Here is a 16346-nt window from a genome sequence, read left to right on the forward strand (position 1 = left end):
GCCACGGCGTTGCGGAATAGCCTTAGGCGCAGGGGGCGCTGACGCGGCCCCCCCCCTCTTACACCACAAAAATTCGCGCGATCCTTAGTTATTCTACATTTGTTTATTATCTTCTTACTTTACGCCACCTCCGAGTTCTAAATTCCTTGATTTTGCTGTTACTGATTTAGTGACAGTACTCATATTTGCCATATTATGGCCAGGGCATATGATTAACCCTCTATTTTCGACGCGAATTAGACCGGCTTAAGCCCAAAACACGCCCGCAGCGTGTTAAGCAGCGCCTCTTGCTTTTTCCTGCGGGCATCGACACGATTCCGGTACCGCTTTCGCATACGCTGGTGCATGCGCCATGCGAGCGCCTCCATTGCCTCCATGTCGCAGAGCATCTCGTTATTGACCGTCGCGACCTCGATTCCCATAGTAATCAAGCCCGTGTTGCGTTTTTCATCATGGATACGTCCCCTCCGGGAGGAATGGCCCAGCTCACCGTTGTATTCCAGGTCAAACTGGGCTGCTTCCTGATACGCATCGCAAACTGCATGCGGCATCCCCGAGATTGCCTGCGCACGGTCATCGAACTCGATCTTGTAGTCGGTCTTAAAGGGACCGCAGGCAAATCCGCCATAGGAAAACGGAAGCGAAAACAGAGCGAGCATGATGCACTCCATGGGCGAGCGCAGATTTTCTGACAGGTAGGGACACAGGCGCAGCAGCTGTTTGGCCACATTCCCCTTGCATGCCGCGAGGTAATCTACCAGGCAATCGGGTGTCAGCACGGACTCGACCTCAAAGTAACCGACATCTGGCGGCTGGTCTTTGTCCTTTGCCAATTTGTTCACGACAGGCGATGTGTAGGGAGGTAGATACTGCCCGCGGTCACTCAGCGAAATCTTAGAGCACAGCTCCTGGGCCAGGGCAAATGCCTGGATACAGCCGACCTCGCGGGCGACGGCAACACAAAGGGCCTCGGGAGATAGACTGTACACCCCTGGTTCCACCTCTAGAATCGAGCCGGCGGGCAACCCAGAGCATACGGACCAGCCCACGCCAGGCATGCGGCGGCGCTGCGCCGCAGATCCCACCAGCAAGCAAAGATCTTCTTGCACCTCGCCGCTTGCGGCCCCAATCCGCACCAAGTCGGGAAGATAGATGTCCTCAATCGAGGGCGACGACGCGCGCAGCACACGGCACTCTTCATCGGGACTGAGGTCCCTCCAGCTGATGTAACCCATTTGTCGGCGCTCGGCGCGCATCATGCGTAGCGCCGAGGCGCCCGTCAGAATTACGGAAGCAGCCAGCTGCTCGCTTGCAGGCTTGCCACGCTGCCCGATCTTTATTGCCATCTGAACCACCCCTACCAAACGCGTGCGATAGCGAGGCCATCAACGGCCGTGGCACCGGCGCGCTTGAGTTCCGCCGAAGCCGCTGCCATCGTCGCACCCGTGGTGATAACGTCGTCGATAAGCAGCAGGCGGCGGCCGTGCACGTCCTCAACCGTCTCGTACATACCTCGGGCACGCTCGCGGCGCTCCTCACGACCGAGTTCGCGCTGGTCGCCATGCCCGTACTTGACGAGAGCATCGAGCAGAGGAACACCCGACAGCTCGCAAAATGGGCGCGCAATAGCCTCCATATGATCAAAACCACGCCGCCGAAACGCTGCCGCCGTCGCAGGCACAAACACCACCGCATCCGCACCGGAAAGCACGCCTCCGTAGCGATCGGGAGCTACGACCTGGGCATGCAGGGCGGTGTCGTAGAGCAGCTCCGCCAGATACGGAGCCAGACGTCGCTCGCCCGCATCCTTGTACGCCCTGATGATGCGCGGCAGCGGATGTGCGTAGACGGCACACGCCAGGCAGCGATCGAGCGCCTCGGCCATTGCCGAGGACGTGCCCTCGACCGAACACTCAGTGCACAGCAAATCCCCAAACGGGGCGCCACATCGGGTGCAGCTATGACGTGGGTCGATGAGCGTGAGCGCGGCCAGGCAGTCTTGGCAAATAAGCGCACCGGCGCGCTCGCAGCCGGTACATCGTGTTGGCGACAATGCCTCGAGCGCCTCGTACGTCGCGCGCTCGGCAAACGGTAGCAATTCGTCCGCAAACGGTAGGGCACCGGCACTCTGCAGACGGCTCAATATGTTCAGATGGCTCTTCAAGACACAACCCTCCCTACGCTCGATCGCAGGGAGGGTTGTTGATTCGGCGCTATGATACCCCGATGCGCTCGGGGCAAGGCGGGTTAAATCCGCTCGCGGGCGTTATTCGCCGGCGGGCGGTTGTGGTGCGGACGAAGACGGGGTCGAGCCCTCGCCACCATCCTGGCGCGGCTTGCGGGAACGACGACGGCGACGGCGCTTTTGACCCTGGTCGGCCGAGCCCTCGCCACCGCGATTCTCGCGCGGCTCGCGCTCGTCGCGAGCGGCGCCACGCGAAGCCTTGGCAGCCGCTCCCCCGCCATCCCCGGGACGACGGCGCGTGACCTTGACCTCGCCATCCGAGACCTGATCGGCCACGGAGGGCACTGAGGGCTTCTGTTGCGCGCCCGAGGAATGGCGACGGCGCGGACGCGGCGCGCGCTCCTCCTCGCCACGTGACTTGCCGCTCTTGTCGACAGGCGCATCGGAGGCCGAGGCGCCCTTGGAAGCGGCACCGGCCTCGCGAGCAGCTGCGGCGCGGAAGGCGTCCTCGCGCTCCTCGCTCGACAGATGACGGCGGCGGCGACGTGTGGGGTTCATGCCGCCGCCGCGATTCTGCTGCTGGGGCTGCTGAACCTCGCGCTCGCGAGAGGCGTTCTTGCCCGCGGCTGCAACCTCGGTAGCATCGCCCGAGCCCGCGCGCTTGCGACGGCGACGGCCATCGGCCGCCCCCTCGGCCTCAGGTGTCTCGGCCTTACCGCGGCCTTTTCCGCGGCCACGGCCCTCGCCCTGGCCCTGACCGGCGCGAGCATCGGATTCGGCATCGCGACGACGGCGCTTGGGCATCGATATGCCCGCCAGGCAATCGGCGTTCGACAGGCCATCGCCCACGTCGACGCCGTTCTCGCGGTCGAGCTCCATGAGCGCCAGACGCATCTCGGGCGACTCGATGCGCTCGAGCACATCGCGCGTCACACAATCGGGGCGGCAATTGCAGCCCTGCTCGGCAGCCTTCTTCTTGCAGCCCTCCGAGCAGGTCATATCGGCCAGGTTGACCTTAAAGACTTTGCCGTTCTCCAGGCGCAGCACCAGCTGCTCACGCGGCGTGTCGTATTCCTGAATACGCGCCTTGCCAAGCGGCGTATCGATGAGCGTCTTCTTTTTGGGCGCACGGCTCTTAAAGTCCTTGTACGCCTCGAACTCATAACGCAGGCAGCACATCAGGCGGCCGCACACGCCGCTGATCTTGGACGAGTTGAGCGGCAGGTCCTGCTCTTTTGCCATGCGAATCGAAACGGGCTCAAACTGTCCGCCAAAGCGCGTGCAGCAGAGCTCCTGTCCGCATTGGGCATAGCCGCCCACCAGACGGGTCTCGTCGCGCACACCGATCTGGCGCATGTCGACGCGAATATGCAGCGTCGAGGACAAGTCCTTGACGAGCTGGCGAAAATCGACACGCTCCTCGGCGGCAAAGTAGAACACGGCCTTCTCGCCGCCAAACAGGTACTCGACGCCGACCGGCTTCATCTCGAGGTCGAGCTCTTTGACCAGACGGCGGAAATCGACCATGGCCTCGTCGCCCTGGATGGCCAGGTCGTCAGCAAGCTGCAGGTCGATGTCGCTCGCCACGCGCAGCACGGGCTTGAGCGGCTGACCGATCTCGTCTTGCGGCACCTCAAAGGGATCGGCCGTGACCAGGCCGATCTCGGTTCCGCGCTCGGTGGAGCAAATGGCATAATCGGCCTCGAGGATATCCAAATCCTGCGGATCGAACCACAGGTCGCGCGAGGCGTAGGTAAACTTAACGGGTACAACTAACGGCATTTCAGTGCCTTCCTGATATCGAACAGCATGACCTCGATGGCCAGCTGGGGAGTAACGTTTCTGGCGATGTTGCGCTCGGCGGTCGCGACTGCCTCGAGCGCCCGTGTGGCACCCGCAACATTGGTCGCGGCGGCAAGCCGACCGATCGTGTCGCGCACGTCTTCGTTCACCACGTCGGCTGCCTTGTCCTGAAGCGTCAGCAGCACGTCGCGCATGAGCGTCCGCGCGCTCGCCAGCGCTTCCATGATACCCGAACGCTCGCGCGCGTTGAGTTCGCGCTTGTTGCGGTCCTCAAGCTGCTTCAATGCTCCACGCGACAGGTAGTCGGCGTTTTGCTCGAGCACCTTTTCCTGTGTGGACTTGACCTCGGCGAGCGGCGCCTTAACGGCGACGATGAGTGACTTGGCGCGGCTGAGCACGTCGGCCTCGTCGGCGGCGATAAGCGAATCGATGGCGCGAACCATCTGACGGCGGGCGTCCTGGCGCTCGGCGCTCTTGAGGAACTCGATGCCACGCGTGGGGCTTCCCGCCACGGCGACGGCCATGCGGCAACGCGCAGGGTCCTGACCGGTGGCGCGGCTCACGGCCTGCGCGGCGACGGCGGGCGATACCAGCCGAAACGGCACGCACTGGCAACGACTCACGATAGTGGGCAGCATCACGTCTGCCGAGGTGCCCAGCAGGATGAACATAACGCCCTCGGGCGGCTCCTCGAGAGTTTTGAGCAATGCGTTGGCGGTGTTGGCGCGCAGCTGCTCGGCACGGTCAATGATGTAGACCTTGGCCTTGGCACGGATGGGCGCCAGGGGCACGTCGTCGAGCAGCTCGCGTGTCTGGGCGATAAGGTAGCCCGTGGCGCTCTCGGGCGTGTAATAGTGCACGTCGGGGTGCGTATGGCGGGCGACGCGCACGCAGCTATCGCATGAGCCGCAGCCATCCTGCTCGCACAGGAAGGCTTGGGCGAGCGCCCACGCGGCGTCGAGCTTGCCCGCGCCGGGCGCGCCCAAAAACAGGTAGGCGTGCGATGCGCGACCGCTGGCGACGGCATTGGTCAAAAAGTCGCGCACGCGCTGTTGGGTGTCAAGCTTGGCCAGCAGGCTTGCCTGAGCGGGGGCCATGTTACTCGGCCTCCTGGGCAAGCGCGGCGGTGACGGCATCCTGGGAAATGTCGAGGCCGTAGGCGCGAACCTGCTCGACCGTCTGTGCGAATACGTCCTCGATGGACGCGGTCGCGTCGATGAGCTTTACGCGGTTTGGCTCCTCGGCGGCAATTGCGCAAAAACCCTGGTAGACACGCTCTTGGAAGGCCATGCCCTTAGCCTCCATGCGATCTGCCGCGCCACGGGCTGCCATGCGCAGCGCCGCCTGCTCGGGCGTGATGTGATAGACGAGCGTGAGCGCCGGGTGCGTACCCGCGACGGCCAGGTTGTTGGCATCGCGCACCATCTGACGATCGAGGCCATCGGCAAACGCCTGGTAGCAGGTCGTGGAATCGTAGAAGCGATCGCACAGGACCACCTTGCCGGCAGCAAGGGCGGGCGCGATGACCTCGTGCACCAACTGAGCGCGTGCCGCCTCGTAGAGCAGCAACTCGCAGGTGTCGCCCATCGCCGTATTGGCAGGGTCGAGCAGCAGAGCACGGATCTTTTCGCTGATGGCGGTACCGCCCGGCTCGCGCAGGCTCACAACCTGGTAGCCAGCGAGCTCGAGCGCACGGGCAAGCAGGCGCGCCTGCGTAGATTTACCGGCGCCATCGACACCCTCGAGCGTAATGAAGCTATGTTGAGCGGGCTCAAAAGCCATGGGCGCAGCCCCTTCCTACAAGGCGCGTAAATGCAGATATATATCAACCAAGCCATGATACCCCAGTGCTCGGTGCGTCCCCAATGGCTAAAGGTGCCTTTCCAAAGTTGCGGTGAAATAGGGACTGATTGAAGCTCTGAGACCGCCAAACAGTCCCTATTTCACCGCAACTTATGATGGGGAATTTTGGACGCTGGGTATAATCGTCGTATTGCATTGAAATGTGGCGAAAGGAGTGGCAATGTCTCGGTATTGCGCCTCGTGCGGCAAGCTTCTTGCAGATAATGCCAAGTTCTGCACCTCGTGCGGTGCACCCGTTGAGCAAACAACCGCGAGCGATAGCCAGCCCGCTTTTGAGCAGACCGGCTCCCTTGATGCGCCGCAAGCCAAGGCGGACGACCCCCTCGCCTATCGCCCCGACCCCGCCGCAAGCCCCGCGGCCGTCGAGACCACGCAGCGCATACCCATCGCGAGCGGCTCGCCCCAACAGCAGCCGGCTCCCGCATACGCGCCCGCTTCGCCACAGACCCCCGCTCCCAAAAAGAGCGGCGCCGGGCCGCTTATCGCCGTTATCGTTGTGCTGGTGGCGATCATCATCGCCCTGGTCGTTTTCTTTGTGATCAAGCCTTTCGACAGCGCCGCCACGCAGACGACTGCCGAGGTAGCTAAGCTGCACCATGACGTCGACGACGATGACCTAAAGCCTCTCGGCGATCCCAACAGCCTGTACGACGATGATGACGATGACGACGAGGATGGCGGCGAAGCAACGCTCTCCGAGCAGAACCTCTACCGTCGCCTGAGCGAATACTACGACTTGCTCGAAGACCTCGACAACTACGTCCGTGGCTGCGCGCAGAACTTCAACGGCAGCTATCTGGAAGAGGATCGGACCACCCGTCAAAATCTCGCCGACGTCGCCGAGCGCACAGAGGACACCATCGAGCAGTATTACGACATCGTCGAGGACCTAGACGTCCCGACGAGCTCCAAGAACTATAGCTCCTGGAAGGACATCATCGCCCTGTACGACGACCTGGATCACCGCATTGACGCAATCTGTGATGCCTGGGAGATCAGCCTGAAATACGCCAAGCCTGCGGACCACAAGAATGAGATCGTGGCGCCGCTGTCGCGCGACAACGTGGCGGGCACCAATGACAATAAGTATCGCCTAGACTTTGAGGAGCGCTATCCCGGCGCCAAGCCTGTCGAGGTGAAGTAATCCCAACAACTGATCAAAACTTGCGGTGAAATAGGGATTAATTAGGCCTTTGCCAGCAAAAACAGTCCCTATTTCACCGCAACTTAGAAGTGGGGCCGGGCACGCATTTGCATTTGCGCGCCCGGCCCCGCCGTGTCTATATGTGCTCGGTTACTTGTCGGCAGCGGTCTTTTTGGTAGTCGACTTCTTGGCAGTCGTCTTTTTGGCCGTCGTCTTCTTGGCAGCAGTCTTCTTTGCTGCCGTGGTCTTCTTCGCCGTGCTCGCCTTGGTCGCAGTCTTACGGCCGCGGGCGGGCCTCTTCTCCTTGGTCGGGCAGTCCATGTTGACGCAGATGCGCCACGGGCCGCGCGCGGTGTTGACCACCACGATGGGAGCGCCGCACTCGGGGCAGGTCTCGCCCGTCGCCTCGAGCTTGCCGCGCGCCGGCAGTGGATAGCTCACGCCGCAGTCATCGTAGTTGGTGCAGCGGATAAAGCGCTTGCCGCTCTTTTCGCTCTTGTGCGCGATTAGGTCGCCATGGCGTCCTGCCTCGGCGCACACCTTGCACTCGCCCACCTTAAGGTCAGGCTCGTAGTTGGTGGGGCACGTGGGGTTCACGCAAATCTCGAAGGCCTTCTGGCGGAACGGCTGGCACTTAATGCGCGGCGCACCGCACTCGGGGCACACGGCCGCCTCGCCCTCGAGCGGGCTTACCTTGACGCCGCTCGGCACCGGATAGGTCACGTCGCAGTCGGGCCAGCCCATGCAGCCGATAAAGCTGCCGCGGGTCTTGGCGCTCGTCTTCATAACCAGGTCCTTGCCGCACTTGGGGCAGGCGCCCACGCGCGCATCAGCCGTGACGGCGTCGCTGATGGCGTCGCCCAGCTCCTGCGTGTGCTTGAGCAGCTCGTCGAGCACGCCGGCCAGCAGCGCGCGCGAGTGCGTCACGACATGCTCTTCGGTGTCCTCGCCGCGCTCCACGCGGGTCATGTCGCCATCGAGCTCGCTGGTCATATCGGGGCTCGTGATGCGCGGGGCAAACTGCGTCAGCGCGTCGATGATGGCGATGCCCAGCTGGCTCGGCTCCACGGGATCGTTTTTGAGGTAGCGCACGGCGTACAGACGCTCGATGATGCTCGCACGCGTGGACTTGGTGCCCAGGCCGCGCTTCTCCATCTCCTGCACGAGCTTGCCCTGGCTGTAGCGCGCGGGCGGCTCGGTCTGTTTGGCCTCGAGCTTAATGTCGAATACGTCGACCGTATCGCCCCGCTCAAGCGGCGGCATCTGCTCGTCGCGTTTAAGGCCGTACGGGTAGGCCTCGCGGAAGCCAGGGGTCACGAGCACATCGCCCGAAGCCACGAACGGCTCACCGTTCACGTCGAGCTCGAGCTTGGTGTTCTCGATGGTCGCAGGACCCATAAGCGTCGCCAGGAAGCGACGGGCGATGAGGTCGTAGAGCTTACGCTGGCCGCCGTCGAGCGTGGACGGATCGCCCTCGCCCGTAGGATAGATAGGCGGGTGATCGGTGGTCTCGACCTTGCCGCGCGTGGGCTTCATGGGACCGGCGAGCACCTTTTTGCACACCGGCGCCAGCGCCGGGTTGATCTTTGCCAGATCGCTCACCACGGCGCCCAGATCGAGCGTCGCAGGGTACACGGTATTGTCGACACGCGGGTAGCTGATGAGGCCCGCCATGTAGAGGGACTCGGCGATGCGCATGGTACGCGCAGGCGAGATGCCCTCGGCTGCGGCAGCAGCCTGCAGCGAGGTGGTCGCAAACGGCGTGGGCGGCTGCTGCTTACGCGAGCGCTTGGTCACCGCGGCAACGGTCGCCGTCTTGGCGCCGTCGACATGGCCGTACGCCGTCTCGGCAGCATCCTTGTCGGTAAAACGCGCCGTCTTGTGCGCGATCTTAAAGCGGTCGTCCTCGGCAGCGCCCTGCGCGGCACCCATGCCGCGAATCTGCCAATAGTCCTCGGGCACAAACGCCATGCGCTCGCGCTCGCGCTCGACCACCAGGGCGAGCGTCGGCGTCTGCACGCGGCCGGCAGAGCGCACGTTACCAAAGCCGCCGAACTTGGCGAGCGTCAGATAGCGCGTGAGCACCGCGCCCCAAATGAGGTCGATATGCTGGCGGCTCTCACCGGCGTCGGCTAGATTCTGGTCGAGTGAGACGAGATTATCGAAGGCGTGCGTGATCTCGGCCTTGGTAAACGAAGAGTACTGGGCGCGGGCAACCGGCAAGTCGGGCGCCACCTCGCGCACCTTGTTGAGAGCGTCCGAACCGATCAGCTCGCCCTCGCGGTCGAAGTCCGTGGCGATGATGACGCTGTCGGACTTCTTAGCCAGGTTCTTGAGCGAACGAATGAGCTCCTTCTCGGCCGGTAGCTTAATGACGGGTGCCCAGGTGAGGTAAGGCAGGCTCTCGAGCTTCCAGCCCTTGATGGAAATGCCGTCGGCAAGGAACGGTTTACGCTTGGTGTCGTAGGGCGGACGCGCCAGGCCATCGGGTATGTCGGCCGGCAGCATCTCGCCGTCCTCGGCGACCGAATACCAGCCCAGCTTTTTATCGAACAGCACGCTGTCACAAAAATCGGGCGCGAGGATGTGACCGGCAAGGCCGATCGTCACGCACTCCTCGCCCTTCCACTCAAAACGGTAGATGGCGGTGTTGTACACCTTGTCCTTTTTGGGCTTGCCCGTGGACAGACGCTCGGCGATCTGACGCGCGGCGTCGTTTTTCTCGGCGATGATGAGCTTCAAAAGAGGCTCCTATCTCGTATCTCTGCGGCTACGCCCGCCCGTATGGCGGCCGACTTACGCCCTTGCTTGCTCAATCTGCCCGATGAGCCAATCGCACCAGGCATCCATGCCCTCGCCCTTGCGCGCACTCACGGCAAACCGCGGCGCCTGCGGATTGAGGTCATCGAGTGTCTTAGTATACCTATCCATGTCAAAATCGAAAGCCGGAGCCACGTCGACCTTGTTGAGCAGCTGCGCGCCGGCGTGTTGGAAGATGCCCGGGTACTTGATGGGCTTGTCGTCGCCCTCGGGCACCGAGAGGATCATGATGGACAGGTTCTCGCCCAGGTCAAAGTCGACCGGGCAGACCAGGTTACCCACGTTTTCGATAAAGATGACGTCGATGTTCTCCAGACCGACGGCCTGGTCGAACGCGTCAACGGCCTCCATGATCATGTTGCCCTCGAGGTGGCACAGGCCGCCCGTGTTGATCTGGATGGCGGGCATGCCGGCTTCCTTCATGGTGATGGCATCGACATCCGAGGCGATATCGCCCTCGATGACGGCGCAGCGCAGGCCGGCCTTGTCGCGCAGGCGCTCGTTGGTGCCCAAAATCGTGGTGGTCTTGCCCGAACCGGGGCTCGACAGCACATTGATCACATAGGTGTTTGTCTCTTTAAATCGCTGACGCAGCTGATCTGCCAGGCGCTCATTGCGCGACAGAATCGGCGACGCGATATCAATCGTTTTCTCGGCCATGCTCGGTACTCCTTACTTTGGCCCCTTTATACCCCGTCCCCAGGTGGCTGGCGGGCTAATCGTCGGGGGTTTCGATTTCTATACTGGCGATGTCGAGCTCGCGGCCGTGCAGTAGGCGCACGTTGGCACCACCACACTGGGGACAGCGACAGTGGAAGCGATCGTGGTCGAAAACCTCGCCGCAGTCCAGACACTCGCTTTGTGGATGGACCTCCTCCACGGCAAGCTCGCAGCCCTTCGTGAGCGGGTCCTCGTCGCGAAATGTCTCCCACGCAAAGTCGAGCGCCTCGCGCACAACTTCGGTCATATCCCCGATACGCAGCGTTACCAAAACGGCGCGCGAGGCCCCCGCCCCACGCGCCGCGCGAATCACTGTATCGAGTATGCCGTTGACAATGCCAACCTCGTGCATACCGATTTACTCCTCGTCGTCCTCATCGTCCGAGAACAGGTCCAGACGGCTCACAAACAAGCCCTCCTTGCCCTCGCGCGCGGTAATGACCACACGGGCAATGGCAAGCGAAATCTCGTAGAGCGAGAGCAGGGCGCCATACATGAGGCCCAGCGTAACGGGCGAGCCGTCGGGCGTAATCACAGCCGAGCCCACGAGCAGGCCTACGTACACGTAGCGCCAGGCGCTGCGGAAGGCCGCGTAGGACACGATGTGGAAAACGGACAGGTAGAAGATGATGAGCGGCAGCTCAAACGCCACGCCAAAGCCAATCATAAAGAGCAGCTCCATGTTGACGTAGTTCTCCAAATCGGGCAGCGCCGTAGCGACTGCCGAAGTCTCGCCGATGAGCCACTCAAAGCCTGCAGGAATGATGATGAAGTAGCAAAAGATTGCGCCCAGGAAGAACAGCACCGTCGAGGCGAGCACCGTGGGCACGACCCATTTGCGCTCGTTGGGGCGAAGCGCCGGCAGGAAAAACGCCAGAATCTGCCAGATAATCATGGGCGTGCACATGACCACGGCCATCTTGATGGCCAGCGAGAAGCGCAAGCCAAAGCCGCCGAGCGTGGTGGTGATGTAGAACTTACCATCCGGCACAAAGGAGCGGATGGGGTCTTCCAGGATGTCGAGCACCACGGGCGTGGCGAAATACAGCACGATGGCGGCGGCAAACACCGATACGACCACGATGGTCAGACGGCGACGGAGCTCTCCCAGGTGATCGAAGAGCGGCATACGCGCAGGTCCGATAGGCATTACTCATCGCCTCCCTTCGGGGCGTCGGCGGCAGCGGCTTCGTCCTCGGCCTCGAGCTCACGAGCGAGCTGGTCGACGACGGCCTTGCGCTTGCGGGGACGACGGGCGTAGAGGTCAGCCGTCGTGGGCTCTGCCGGCTCGGGCTCGGGCTCTGCAGCAGGTTCGGGCTCGACGACAGGCTCGGCGGCAGCGGCAGGCTCGGCACCCTCGGCCTCGGACTCCTCAGCAGCACCCTCGCCCTCGGCGGCAGCCTCGCTCGCGGCCTTCTCGGCAGCAAGACGGGCGCGACGCTCGGCAAAGGTCTCCTTCTTGGCGGGCGCTGCCGTCTCGGCGGCATCCTCGTCCGCATCGGAATCGTCGTCGGTCGCAGCAGCCTTCTTGGGCTTGACCGGAGCCGAAGCGGCCTCACTCACCGGATCGATAATCTCAGACTGAACAACGGCCGTCATCTTTTCCTGCGTCTCGCGGAACTGACGGATGGCACGGCCGATCGTGCGGCCCATCTGCGGGAGCTTATCCGGGCCAAACAGCAAAAAGCCGAAGACCACGATGATCGCGAGCTCACCCTCTCCAATACCAAACACACATACCTCCAAGGCTCGATGTGAGTCGAGCCCGCACCGCGCCATTCGGCCGGAACTCGTCTATTCATTCGGTCAAGTATAGCGCCCGGACGCCAAAACGTCCGAGCGCATCACAAACATATGCCAAACGGCACGCCCTTTTGGGGGCAAAGATTATGCAGCGGTGATCGAAATCTCCTGGTCGACACCCAACAGCTGAACCACGCGCATTACCGGGGGCTGCACATTGGTGCAGCTAAAACGCTTGCCGTGGTCGACCGCGTGGTGCGCGGCGCCCACGAGCACGCCAATGCCCGTTGAATCGATGTAGCTCACCTGGGCAAAATCGAGCTCAACGGCCTCAGTGGGCTGCTCGAGCGCCAGGTCGATGGCATTGCGCAGGCTATCGGCGTTAGAGATGTCGATCTCGCCGGTTACCTTAATGGTGTAGAGCTCTGGCGTGGGGTTGGTGGAAATACCCAAATCCATGTATATGCTCCTTTACGTATCGAAGGTGCGGATAGTACGGGAAGCCGCGCGTTAGGCGCGCTCGGCACGCGCGAGCTCGGCAGCGACAAGCTTAACGGCCAGCACCAGCACATCGAGCGCGGCCTCCAGGTCCTCGACCGTGGGATAGCTCGGCGCGATGCGGATGTTGGTATCGCGCGGGTCCTTGCCATAGGGCCAGGTAGCACCGGCCGGCGTGAGCTTGACGCCCAGGTCAGCACAAAGCGCAGCGACCTTTTGGGCCGAGCCCTCGGGACCATCAAAGCTCACAAAGTAGCCGCCGCGGGGATGCGTCCAAGTGGCGCAACCCGTATCGCCCAGGCCCTCGGTGAGCTTGCGCTCAACGGCCTCAAAGCGCGGGCGCAAGAACTCGGCGTGCTTTTTCATGTGCTCCCTGACCGCCTCGATGGTGGGAAGGAAACGCACGTGGCGCAGCTGGTTGAGCTTGTCGGCGCTGATAAGGCCTGCCTTCAGGCGCTTGGAGAACTCGGCGATGACAGCGGGGCTCGCACCGATAAAGCCGATACCGGCGCCCGGGAAGGTGATCTTGGACGTCGAGGCGAAGGCCACCACGCGATCCTCGGTGCCCGCCGCGCGAGCGAGGTCGAAGATATTGGCGAGCTCGTCGGTCTCGTCGTACAGGTCGTGCACGCAGTAGGCGTTGTCCCAGAAGATGCGGAAATCGGGCGCGGCCGTGGGCATCTCGACCAGGCGACGCACGGTGTCCTCGCTAAAGGTAATGCCCGTGGGGTTGGAATACTTGGGCACGCACCAGATACCCTTGATGGAGTCGTCGGCGGCAACCAGGCGCTCGACCTCGTCCATGTCGGGGCCGTTGTCGGTCATCGCGACGGGGACGTTCTCGATACCCAGATCGGCGGTGATGCCAAAGTGGCGGTCGTAGCCGGGAACGGGGCACAGGAACTTGACCTTCTTGCCGTCGTGCGCGGCCTCATAAGCCTCCCAGGGCTCGCTGCCGCACGAGCCGCAACGCCAGAACATACCGGCAATATCGTGCTCGATCAGCAAGCTCGACGAACCCAGCACGAGCGTCTGCTCGGCGGGGCAACCCAGGAACTCCCCCGCCAGCTTGCGTGCCGAGGGAATGCCCTCAAAGCAGCCGTAGTTGGAGCAGTCGACATTGCCGTCGTGCAGATCGGCATCGGCATTGAGGATATCGAGCATGGGTCGAGAGATGTCCACCTGGGAGGGCGACGGCTTGCCGCGGGCCATGTCGAGCGCCAGGCCCTTGGCCTTGACCTCGGCGACCTCGGCTTTGAGCGCCTCGATGGCGGCATCGAGTTCGGTGGTTTCCATCTTCTGGTAGATCGTCTGCATGGGTGCGACCTTTCACGAAGCGGTACGTTGCAATTCTTCTAAGTATAGACCGCCACCGTCGCAACGTTATGAAGCCGTGATAGATTAAGTCCATCGCAATGAATTACGAATCGCCGCGCATGCCGGCATGAAGCGCCCAAGGAGGCACTATGGAGTACGGATCGTTCCAGGCCGAGGAATTCGGCGACCTTCAGCGCCTGGTCGACGGACTGTTTTACGACCGCCACGCCATCGACCGCCTGGATCTCATCGTGCAGGCCGAGATCTTGGACCTGACACCCGACCTTATGGAAATCGTGAACCTTTTGCCGCCCGGCTACTACGACCGCCAATCGCTTTGCGACCAGCTCAACTCCGCCTTGGCCGCCCACGGCTGGGGCGCCGTCTACGGCACCGTGGAATAAACCTCGAGGCCGACGATTTGGCCCGTTTCCCGACCCTGGCGAGGCTTGTTTTAGGGCTTGTGGCCAAAAAAGGGCAAATATGAGTACTGTTACCTTTTTAGTAGCAGCGATTCTTGGTCGAAATCGGCAATGCTGGACTTGAAACTCCTTAATCACCGTCAGTTAGCGCCGAATTGGAAGTCGATGGTCACTCATTAACGTACAGCTCTTATAACTTTGTTCATTATTTTCCACACCTAAAATGAAACGCCGTTTGTGACAGTACTCACAAACAGCGTTTTTTGACCACGGGGGTATCTGGCAGGGGGCCAGTAGCACCCTGATCCGAGTTTCGAACGCATCCAAACCGGTTCTGGTGTCTGTTTTCGAGCTTTTACTCGCCCTTGGGCGCGGGGTGTTTGCAAACCACGCTCATGTAGATCATGCCGAGCACGGCAGCGGTGACCGAACCGGCAAGAATGGCAGCCTTGGCGGCCAGAACCTCAAACTCAGCCGTCGGGAAGGCAAGGCCGCTGATGAGAATCGACATGGTAAAGCCGATGCCGCCCAGAATGCCCACACCGGCAATCATGTGCCAGTTGACATTGCGCGGCAGCTCGCAGGCCTTGAGCTTGACCAAGGCGAACGTCATGCCAAAGATACCGATCGGCTTACCCAGCAGCATGCCAAAGTACACGCCGAGCGTCACCGGGTCGGTGAGCAGCGTGCTCATGTCCACGCCCACTAGGCGAACCTGTGCGTTGACGAACGCAAAGATCGGCAGGATCACAAAGTTGACCGGCGTGGAAATCAGACGCTCCATGCGGATGAGCGGCGGGGTCACGCGATGCATGACGCGCTCGACCTTGGTGGTCGAGACGGTAAAGTCATGCTGGCCCAGGATGTGCGCCTCGTCGTCGTAGCGGTCGTCGAGCAACGGCAGGCACTCGCCCAGCCAGTCGGTCAGACTATCGAGCTTGACGCCGCACTTGGCCGGGATGGTAAAGGCCAAGATGACGCCAGCAAGCGTGGCATGCACGCCGCTCTTGAACATGCAGAACCACAACAGCAGACCCAGTACCGAATACGGGGCAAGGCGGTAATGCTGCGTCTTGTTGAGCCACACGAGCGCGCAGGTCACAAGCGCGGCGGCGCCCAACCAAAACGGATTGGGGCTCTGGCCGTAGAAGATGGCGATGGCGGCGATGGAAATGAGGTCGTCGGCGATGGCGAGCGTCGAGAAGAACACGCGCACGCCGTTGGGCACGCGATTGCCCAAAAGCGACAGCACGCCCAGCGCAAAGGCAATATCGGTTGCCATGGGAATGGCCCAGCCGTTGTGCGCGCCGGCATGGTTAAAGATCAGATAGATGCAGGCGGGAACGACGACGCCGCCCACGGCCGCCAGCATGGGAAGCATGGCCTGGCGCGGGTTTTTGAGCTCGCCGACCGTCATCTCATACTTGAGCTCAATGCCCACCAGCAAAAAGAAAATCGCCATGAGGAAGTCGTTGACGAATAGCTCGACGGTGAGACCGGCCGTAAGGTTGCCCAGACCCACATACAGCGGGGTCTCCAAAAAGTGATGGATGGCCTCATAGGCATCGGTATTGGCGCAAATGACGGCGGCGATGGCGGCGAAGACCATGACGGCGGCGGAAATCGTGCCGTTCTCGGCGATGCGCTCCCAGATGTCGTGACGCTCAAAGCGCTTGCGCTCACGAACGTTGAACAGCTGCTCAGTTGCTGCCATGGGCGGCTCCTTTCACGGGAAAGCTCCCGTCTTAAAAAAGCACGGCCCGCCCAAGTGGCGGCGCCGCGCTCTAACGTATTACGCTTGCATCTAGCCTACCCTGTACGACAAGCGCAC

General features: G+C 62.1%; 15 protein-coding genes. 2 read left to right on the top strand and 13 right to left on the bottom strand.

Features of this window, described 5'->3' with window-relative positions; all coding sequences use genetic code 11:
• Positions 1 to 236: 236 nt before the first annotated feature.
• The 5 genes from JMJ97_RS08875 to tmk all read right to left on the bottom strand — a co-directional run bounded on the left by JMJ97_RS08875 (position 237) and on the right by tmk (position 5770).
• Positions 237 to 1346: a hypothetical protein gene (locus JMJ97_RS08875; RefSeq protein WP_260699998.1), complete on the bottom strand. Its 1110-nt coding sequence runs from the start codon at positions 1344 to 1346 to the stop codon at positions 237 to 239.
• Between the two features lie 11 nt (positions 1347 to 1357).
• Positions 1358 to 2164 (bottom strand): ComF family protein, encoded by an 807-nt coding sequence (locus JMJ97_RS08880; protein WP_260700000.1) that lies wholly within the window; start codon positions 2162 to 2164, stop codon positions 1358 to 1360.
• 102 nt (positions 2165 to 2266) lie between these two features.
• Complete coding sequence (locus JMJ97_RS08885) at positions 2267 to 3967, bottom strand: PSP1 domain-containing protein (RefSeq protein WP_260700002.1); 1701 nt, start codon at positions 3965 to 3967, stop codon at positions 2267 to 2269.
• Complete coding sequence (locus tag JMJ97_RS08890; RefSeq protein ID WP_195543920.1) at positions 3958 to 5085, bottom strand: DNA polymerase III subunit; 1128 nt, start codon at positions 5083 to 5085, stop codon at positions 3958 to 3960. The genes JMJ97_RS08885 and JMJ97_RS08890 overlap by 10 nt, the downstream gene beginning before the upstream one ends.
• A gap of 1 nt (position 5086) precedes the next feature.
• Positions 5087 to 5770 (bottom strand): dTMP kinase, encoded by a 684-nt coding sequence (gene tmk / locus JMJ97_RS08895; protein ID WP_161115023.1) that lies wholly within the window; start codon positions 5768 to 5770, stop codon positions 5087 to 5089.
• A gap of 241 nt (positions 5771 to 6011) precedes the next feature.
• Here tmk and JMJ97_RS08900 point away from each other — a divergent pair, with 241 nt between their 5' ends.
• Complete coding sequence (locus tag JMJ97_RS08900; RefSeq protein WP_260700004.1) at positions 6012 to 6995, top strand: zinc-ribbon domain-containing protein; 984 nt, start codon at positions 6012 to 6014, stop codon at positions 6993 to 6995.
• 150 nt (positions 6996 to 7145) lie between these two features.
• Here the strand turns inward: JMJ97_RS08900 and JMJ97_RS08905 are convergent, their stop codons facing one another.
• The 7 genes from JMJ97_RS08905 to JMJ97_RS08935 all read right to left on the bottom strand — a co-directional run bounded on the left by JMJ97_RS08905 (position 7146) and on the right by JMJ97_RS08935 (position 14093).
• Positions 7146 to 9737, bottom strand: a complete 2592-nt coding sequence (locus JMJ97_RS08905) for a DNA topoisomerase I (protein ID WP_260700005.1) — start codon at positions 9735 to 9737, stop codon at positions 7146 to 7148.
• Between the two features lie 54 nt (positions 9738 to 9791).
• Positions 9792 to 10475, bottom strand: coding sequence for a hydrogenase nickel incorporation protein HypB (gene hypB, locus JMJ97_RS08910; RefSeq protein WP_138374518.1), 684 nt, complete (start codon positions 10473 to 10475; stop codon positions 9792 to 9794).
• Positions 10476 to 10530: 55 nt separating this feature from the next.
• Positions 10531 to 10887, bottom strand: a complete 357-nt coding sequence (gene hypA / locus JMJ97_RS08915; RefSeq protein WP_260700006.1) for a hydrogenase maturation nickel metallochaperone HypA — start codon at positions 10885 to 10887, stop codon at positions 10531 to 10533.
• 6 nt (positions 10888 to 10893) lie between these two features.
• The gene (gene tatC / locus JMJ97_RS08920; RefSeq protein WP_055285525.1) at positions 10894 to 11685 is read right to left on the bottom strand and encodes a twin-arginine translocase subunit TatC; all 792 of its coding nucleotides are present in this window, start codon (positions 11683 to 11685) and stop codon (positions 10894 to 10896) included.
• Positions 11685 to 12269: a twin-arginine translocase TatA/TatE family subunit gene (locus JMJ97_RS08925; RefSeq protein ID WP_260700007.1), complete on the bottom strand. Its 585-nt coding sequence runs from the start codon at positions 12267 to 12269 to the stop codon at positions 11685 to 11687. The genes tatC and JMJ97_RS08925 overlap by 1 nt, the downstream gene beginning before the upstream one ends.
• A gap of 153 nt (positions 12270 to 12422) precedes the next feature.
• Positions 12423 to 12737: an STAS domain-containing protein gene (locus JMJ97_RS08930; protein ID WP_035137695.1), complete on the bottom strand. Its 315-nt coding sequence runs from the start codon at positions 12735 to 12737 to the stop codon at positions 12423 to 12425.
• Positions 12738 to 12788: 51 nt separating this feature from the next.
• Complete coding sequence (locus JMJ97_RS08935; protein ID WP_260700009.1) at positions 12789 to 14093, bottom strand: aspartate aminotransferase type Ic; 1305 nt, start codon at positions 14091 to 14093, stop codon at positions 12789 to 12791.
• A 149-nt stretch (positions 14094 to 14242) separates the two neighbouring features.
• Here JMJ97_RS08935 and JMJ97_RS08940 point away from each other — a divergent pair, with 149 nt between their 5' ends.
• Positions 14243 to 14497 (top strand): hypothetical protein, encoded by a 255-nt coding sequence (locus tag JMJ97_RS08940; RefSeq protein ID WP_161144548.1) that lies wholly within the window; start codon positions 14243 to 14245, stop codon positions 14495 to 14497.
• Positions 14498 to 14870: 373 nt separating this feature from the next.
• On the opposite strand, the gene nhaA is transcribed toward JMJ97_RS08940, so the two are convergent.
• The gene (gene nhaA / locus JMJ97_RS08945) at positions 14871 to 16229 is read right to left on the bottom strand and encodes a Na+/H+ antiporter NhaA (protein WP_260700011.1); all 1359 of its coding nucleotides are present in this window, start codon (positions 16227 to 16229) and stop codon (positions 14871 to 14873) included.
• Between the last annotated feature and the right edge of the window lie 117 nt (positions 16230 to 16346).

This window comes from Collinsella aerofaciens (assembly GCF_025289055.1).
In the GTDB taxonomy this organism is placed as follows: Bacteria; Actinomycetota; Coriobacteriia; order Coriobacteriales; family Coriobacteriaceae; genus Collinsella.

Bases quoted from the DNA above. Each gene is read 5' to 3' on its own strand.
- tmk (WP_161115023.1), bottom strand. From the start codon at position 5,770: ATGGCTTTTGAGCCCGCTCAACATAGCTTCATTACGCTCGAGGGTGTC.
- JMJ97_RS08875 (WP_260699998.1), bottom strand. From the start codon at position 1,346: ATGGCAATAAAGATCGGGCAGCGTGGCAAGCCTGCAAGCGAGCAGCTG.
- tatC (WP_055285525.1), bottom strand. From the start codon at position 11,685: ATGCCTATCGGACCTGCGCGTATGCCGCTCTTCGATCACCTGGGAGAG.
- JMJ97_RS08935 (WP_260700009.1), bottom strand. From the start codon at position 14,093: ATGCAGACGATCTACCAGAAGATGGAAACCACCGAACTCGATGCCGCC.
- JMJ97_RS08900 (WP_260700004.1), top strand. From the start codon at position 6,012: ATGTCTCGGTATTGCGCCTCGTGCGGCAAGCTTCTTGCAGATAATGCC.
- nhaA (WP_260700011.1), bottom strand. From the start codon at position 16,229: ATGGCAGCAACTGAGCAGCTGTTCAACGTTCGTGAGCGCAAGCGCTTT.
- JMJ97_RS08930 (WP_035137695.1), bottom strand. From the start codon at position 12,737: ATGGATTTGGGTATTTCCACCAACCCCACGCCAGAGCTCTACACCATT.
- JMJ97_RS08890 (WP_195543920.1), bottom strand. From the start codon at position 5,085: ATGGCCCCCGCTCAGGCAAGCCTGCTGGCCAAGCTTGACACCCAACAG.
- JMJ97_RS08885 (WP_260700002.1), bottom strand. From the start codon at position 3,967: ATGCCGTTAGTTGTACCCGTTAAGTTTACCTACGCCTCGCGCGACCTG.
- hypB (WP_138374518.1), bottom strand. From the start codon at position 10,475: ATGGCCGAGAAAACGATTGATATCGCGTCGCCGATTCTGTCGCGCAAT.
- hypA (WP_260700006.1), bottom strand. From the start codon at position 10,887: ATGCACGAGGTTGGCATTGTCAACGGCATACTCGATACAGTGATTCGC.
- JMJ97_RS08940 (WP_161144548.1), top strand. From the start codon at position 14,243: ATGGAGTACGGATCGTTCCAGGCCGAGGAATTCGGCGACCTTCAGCGC.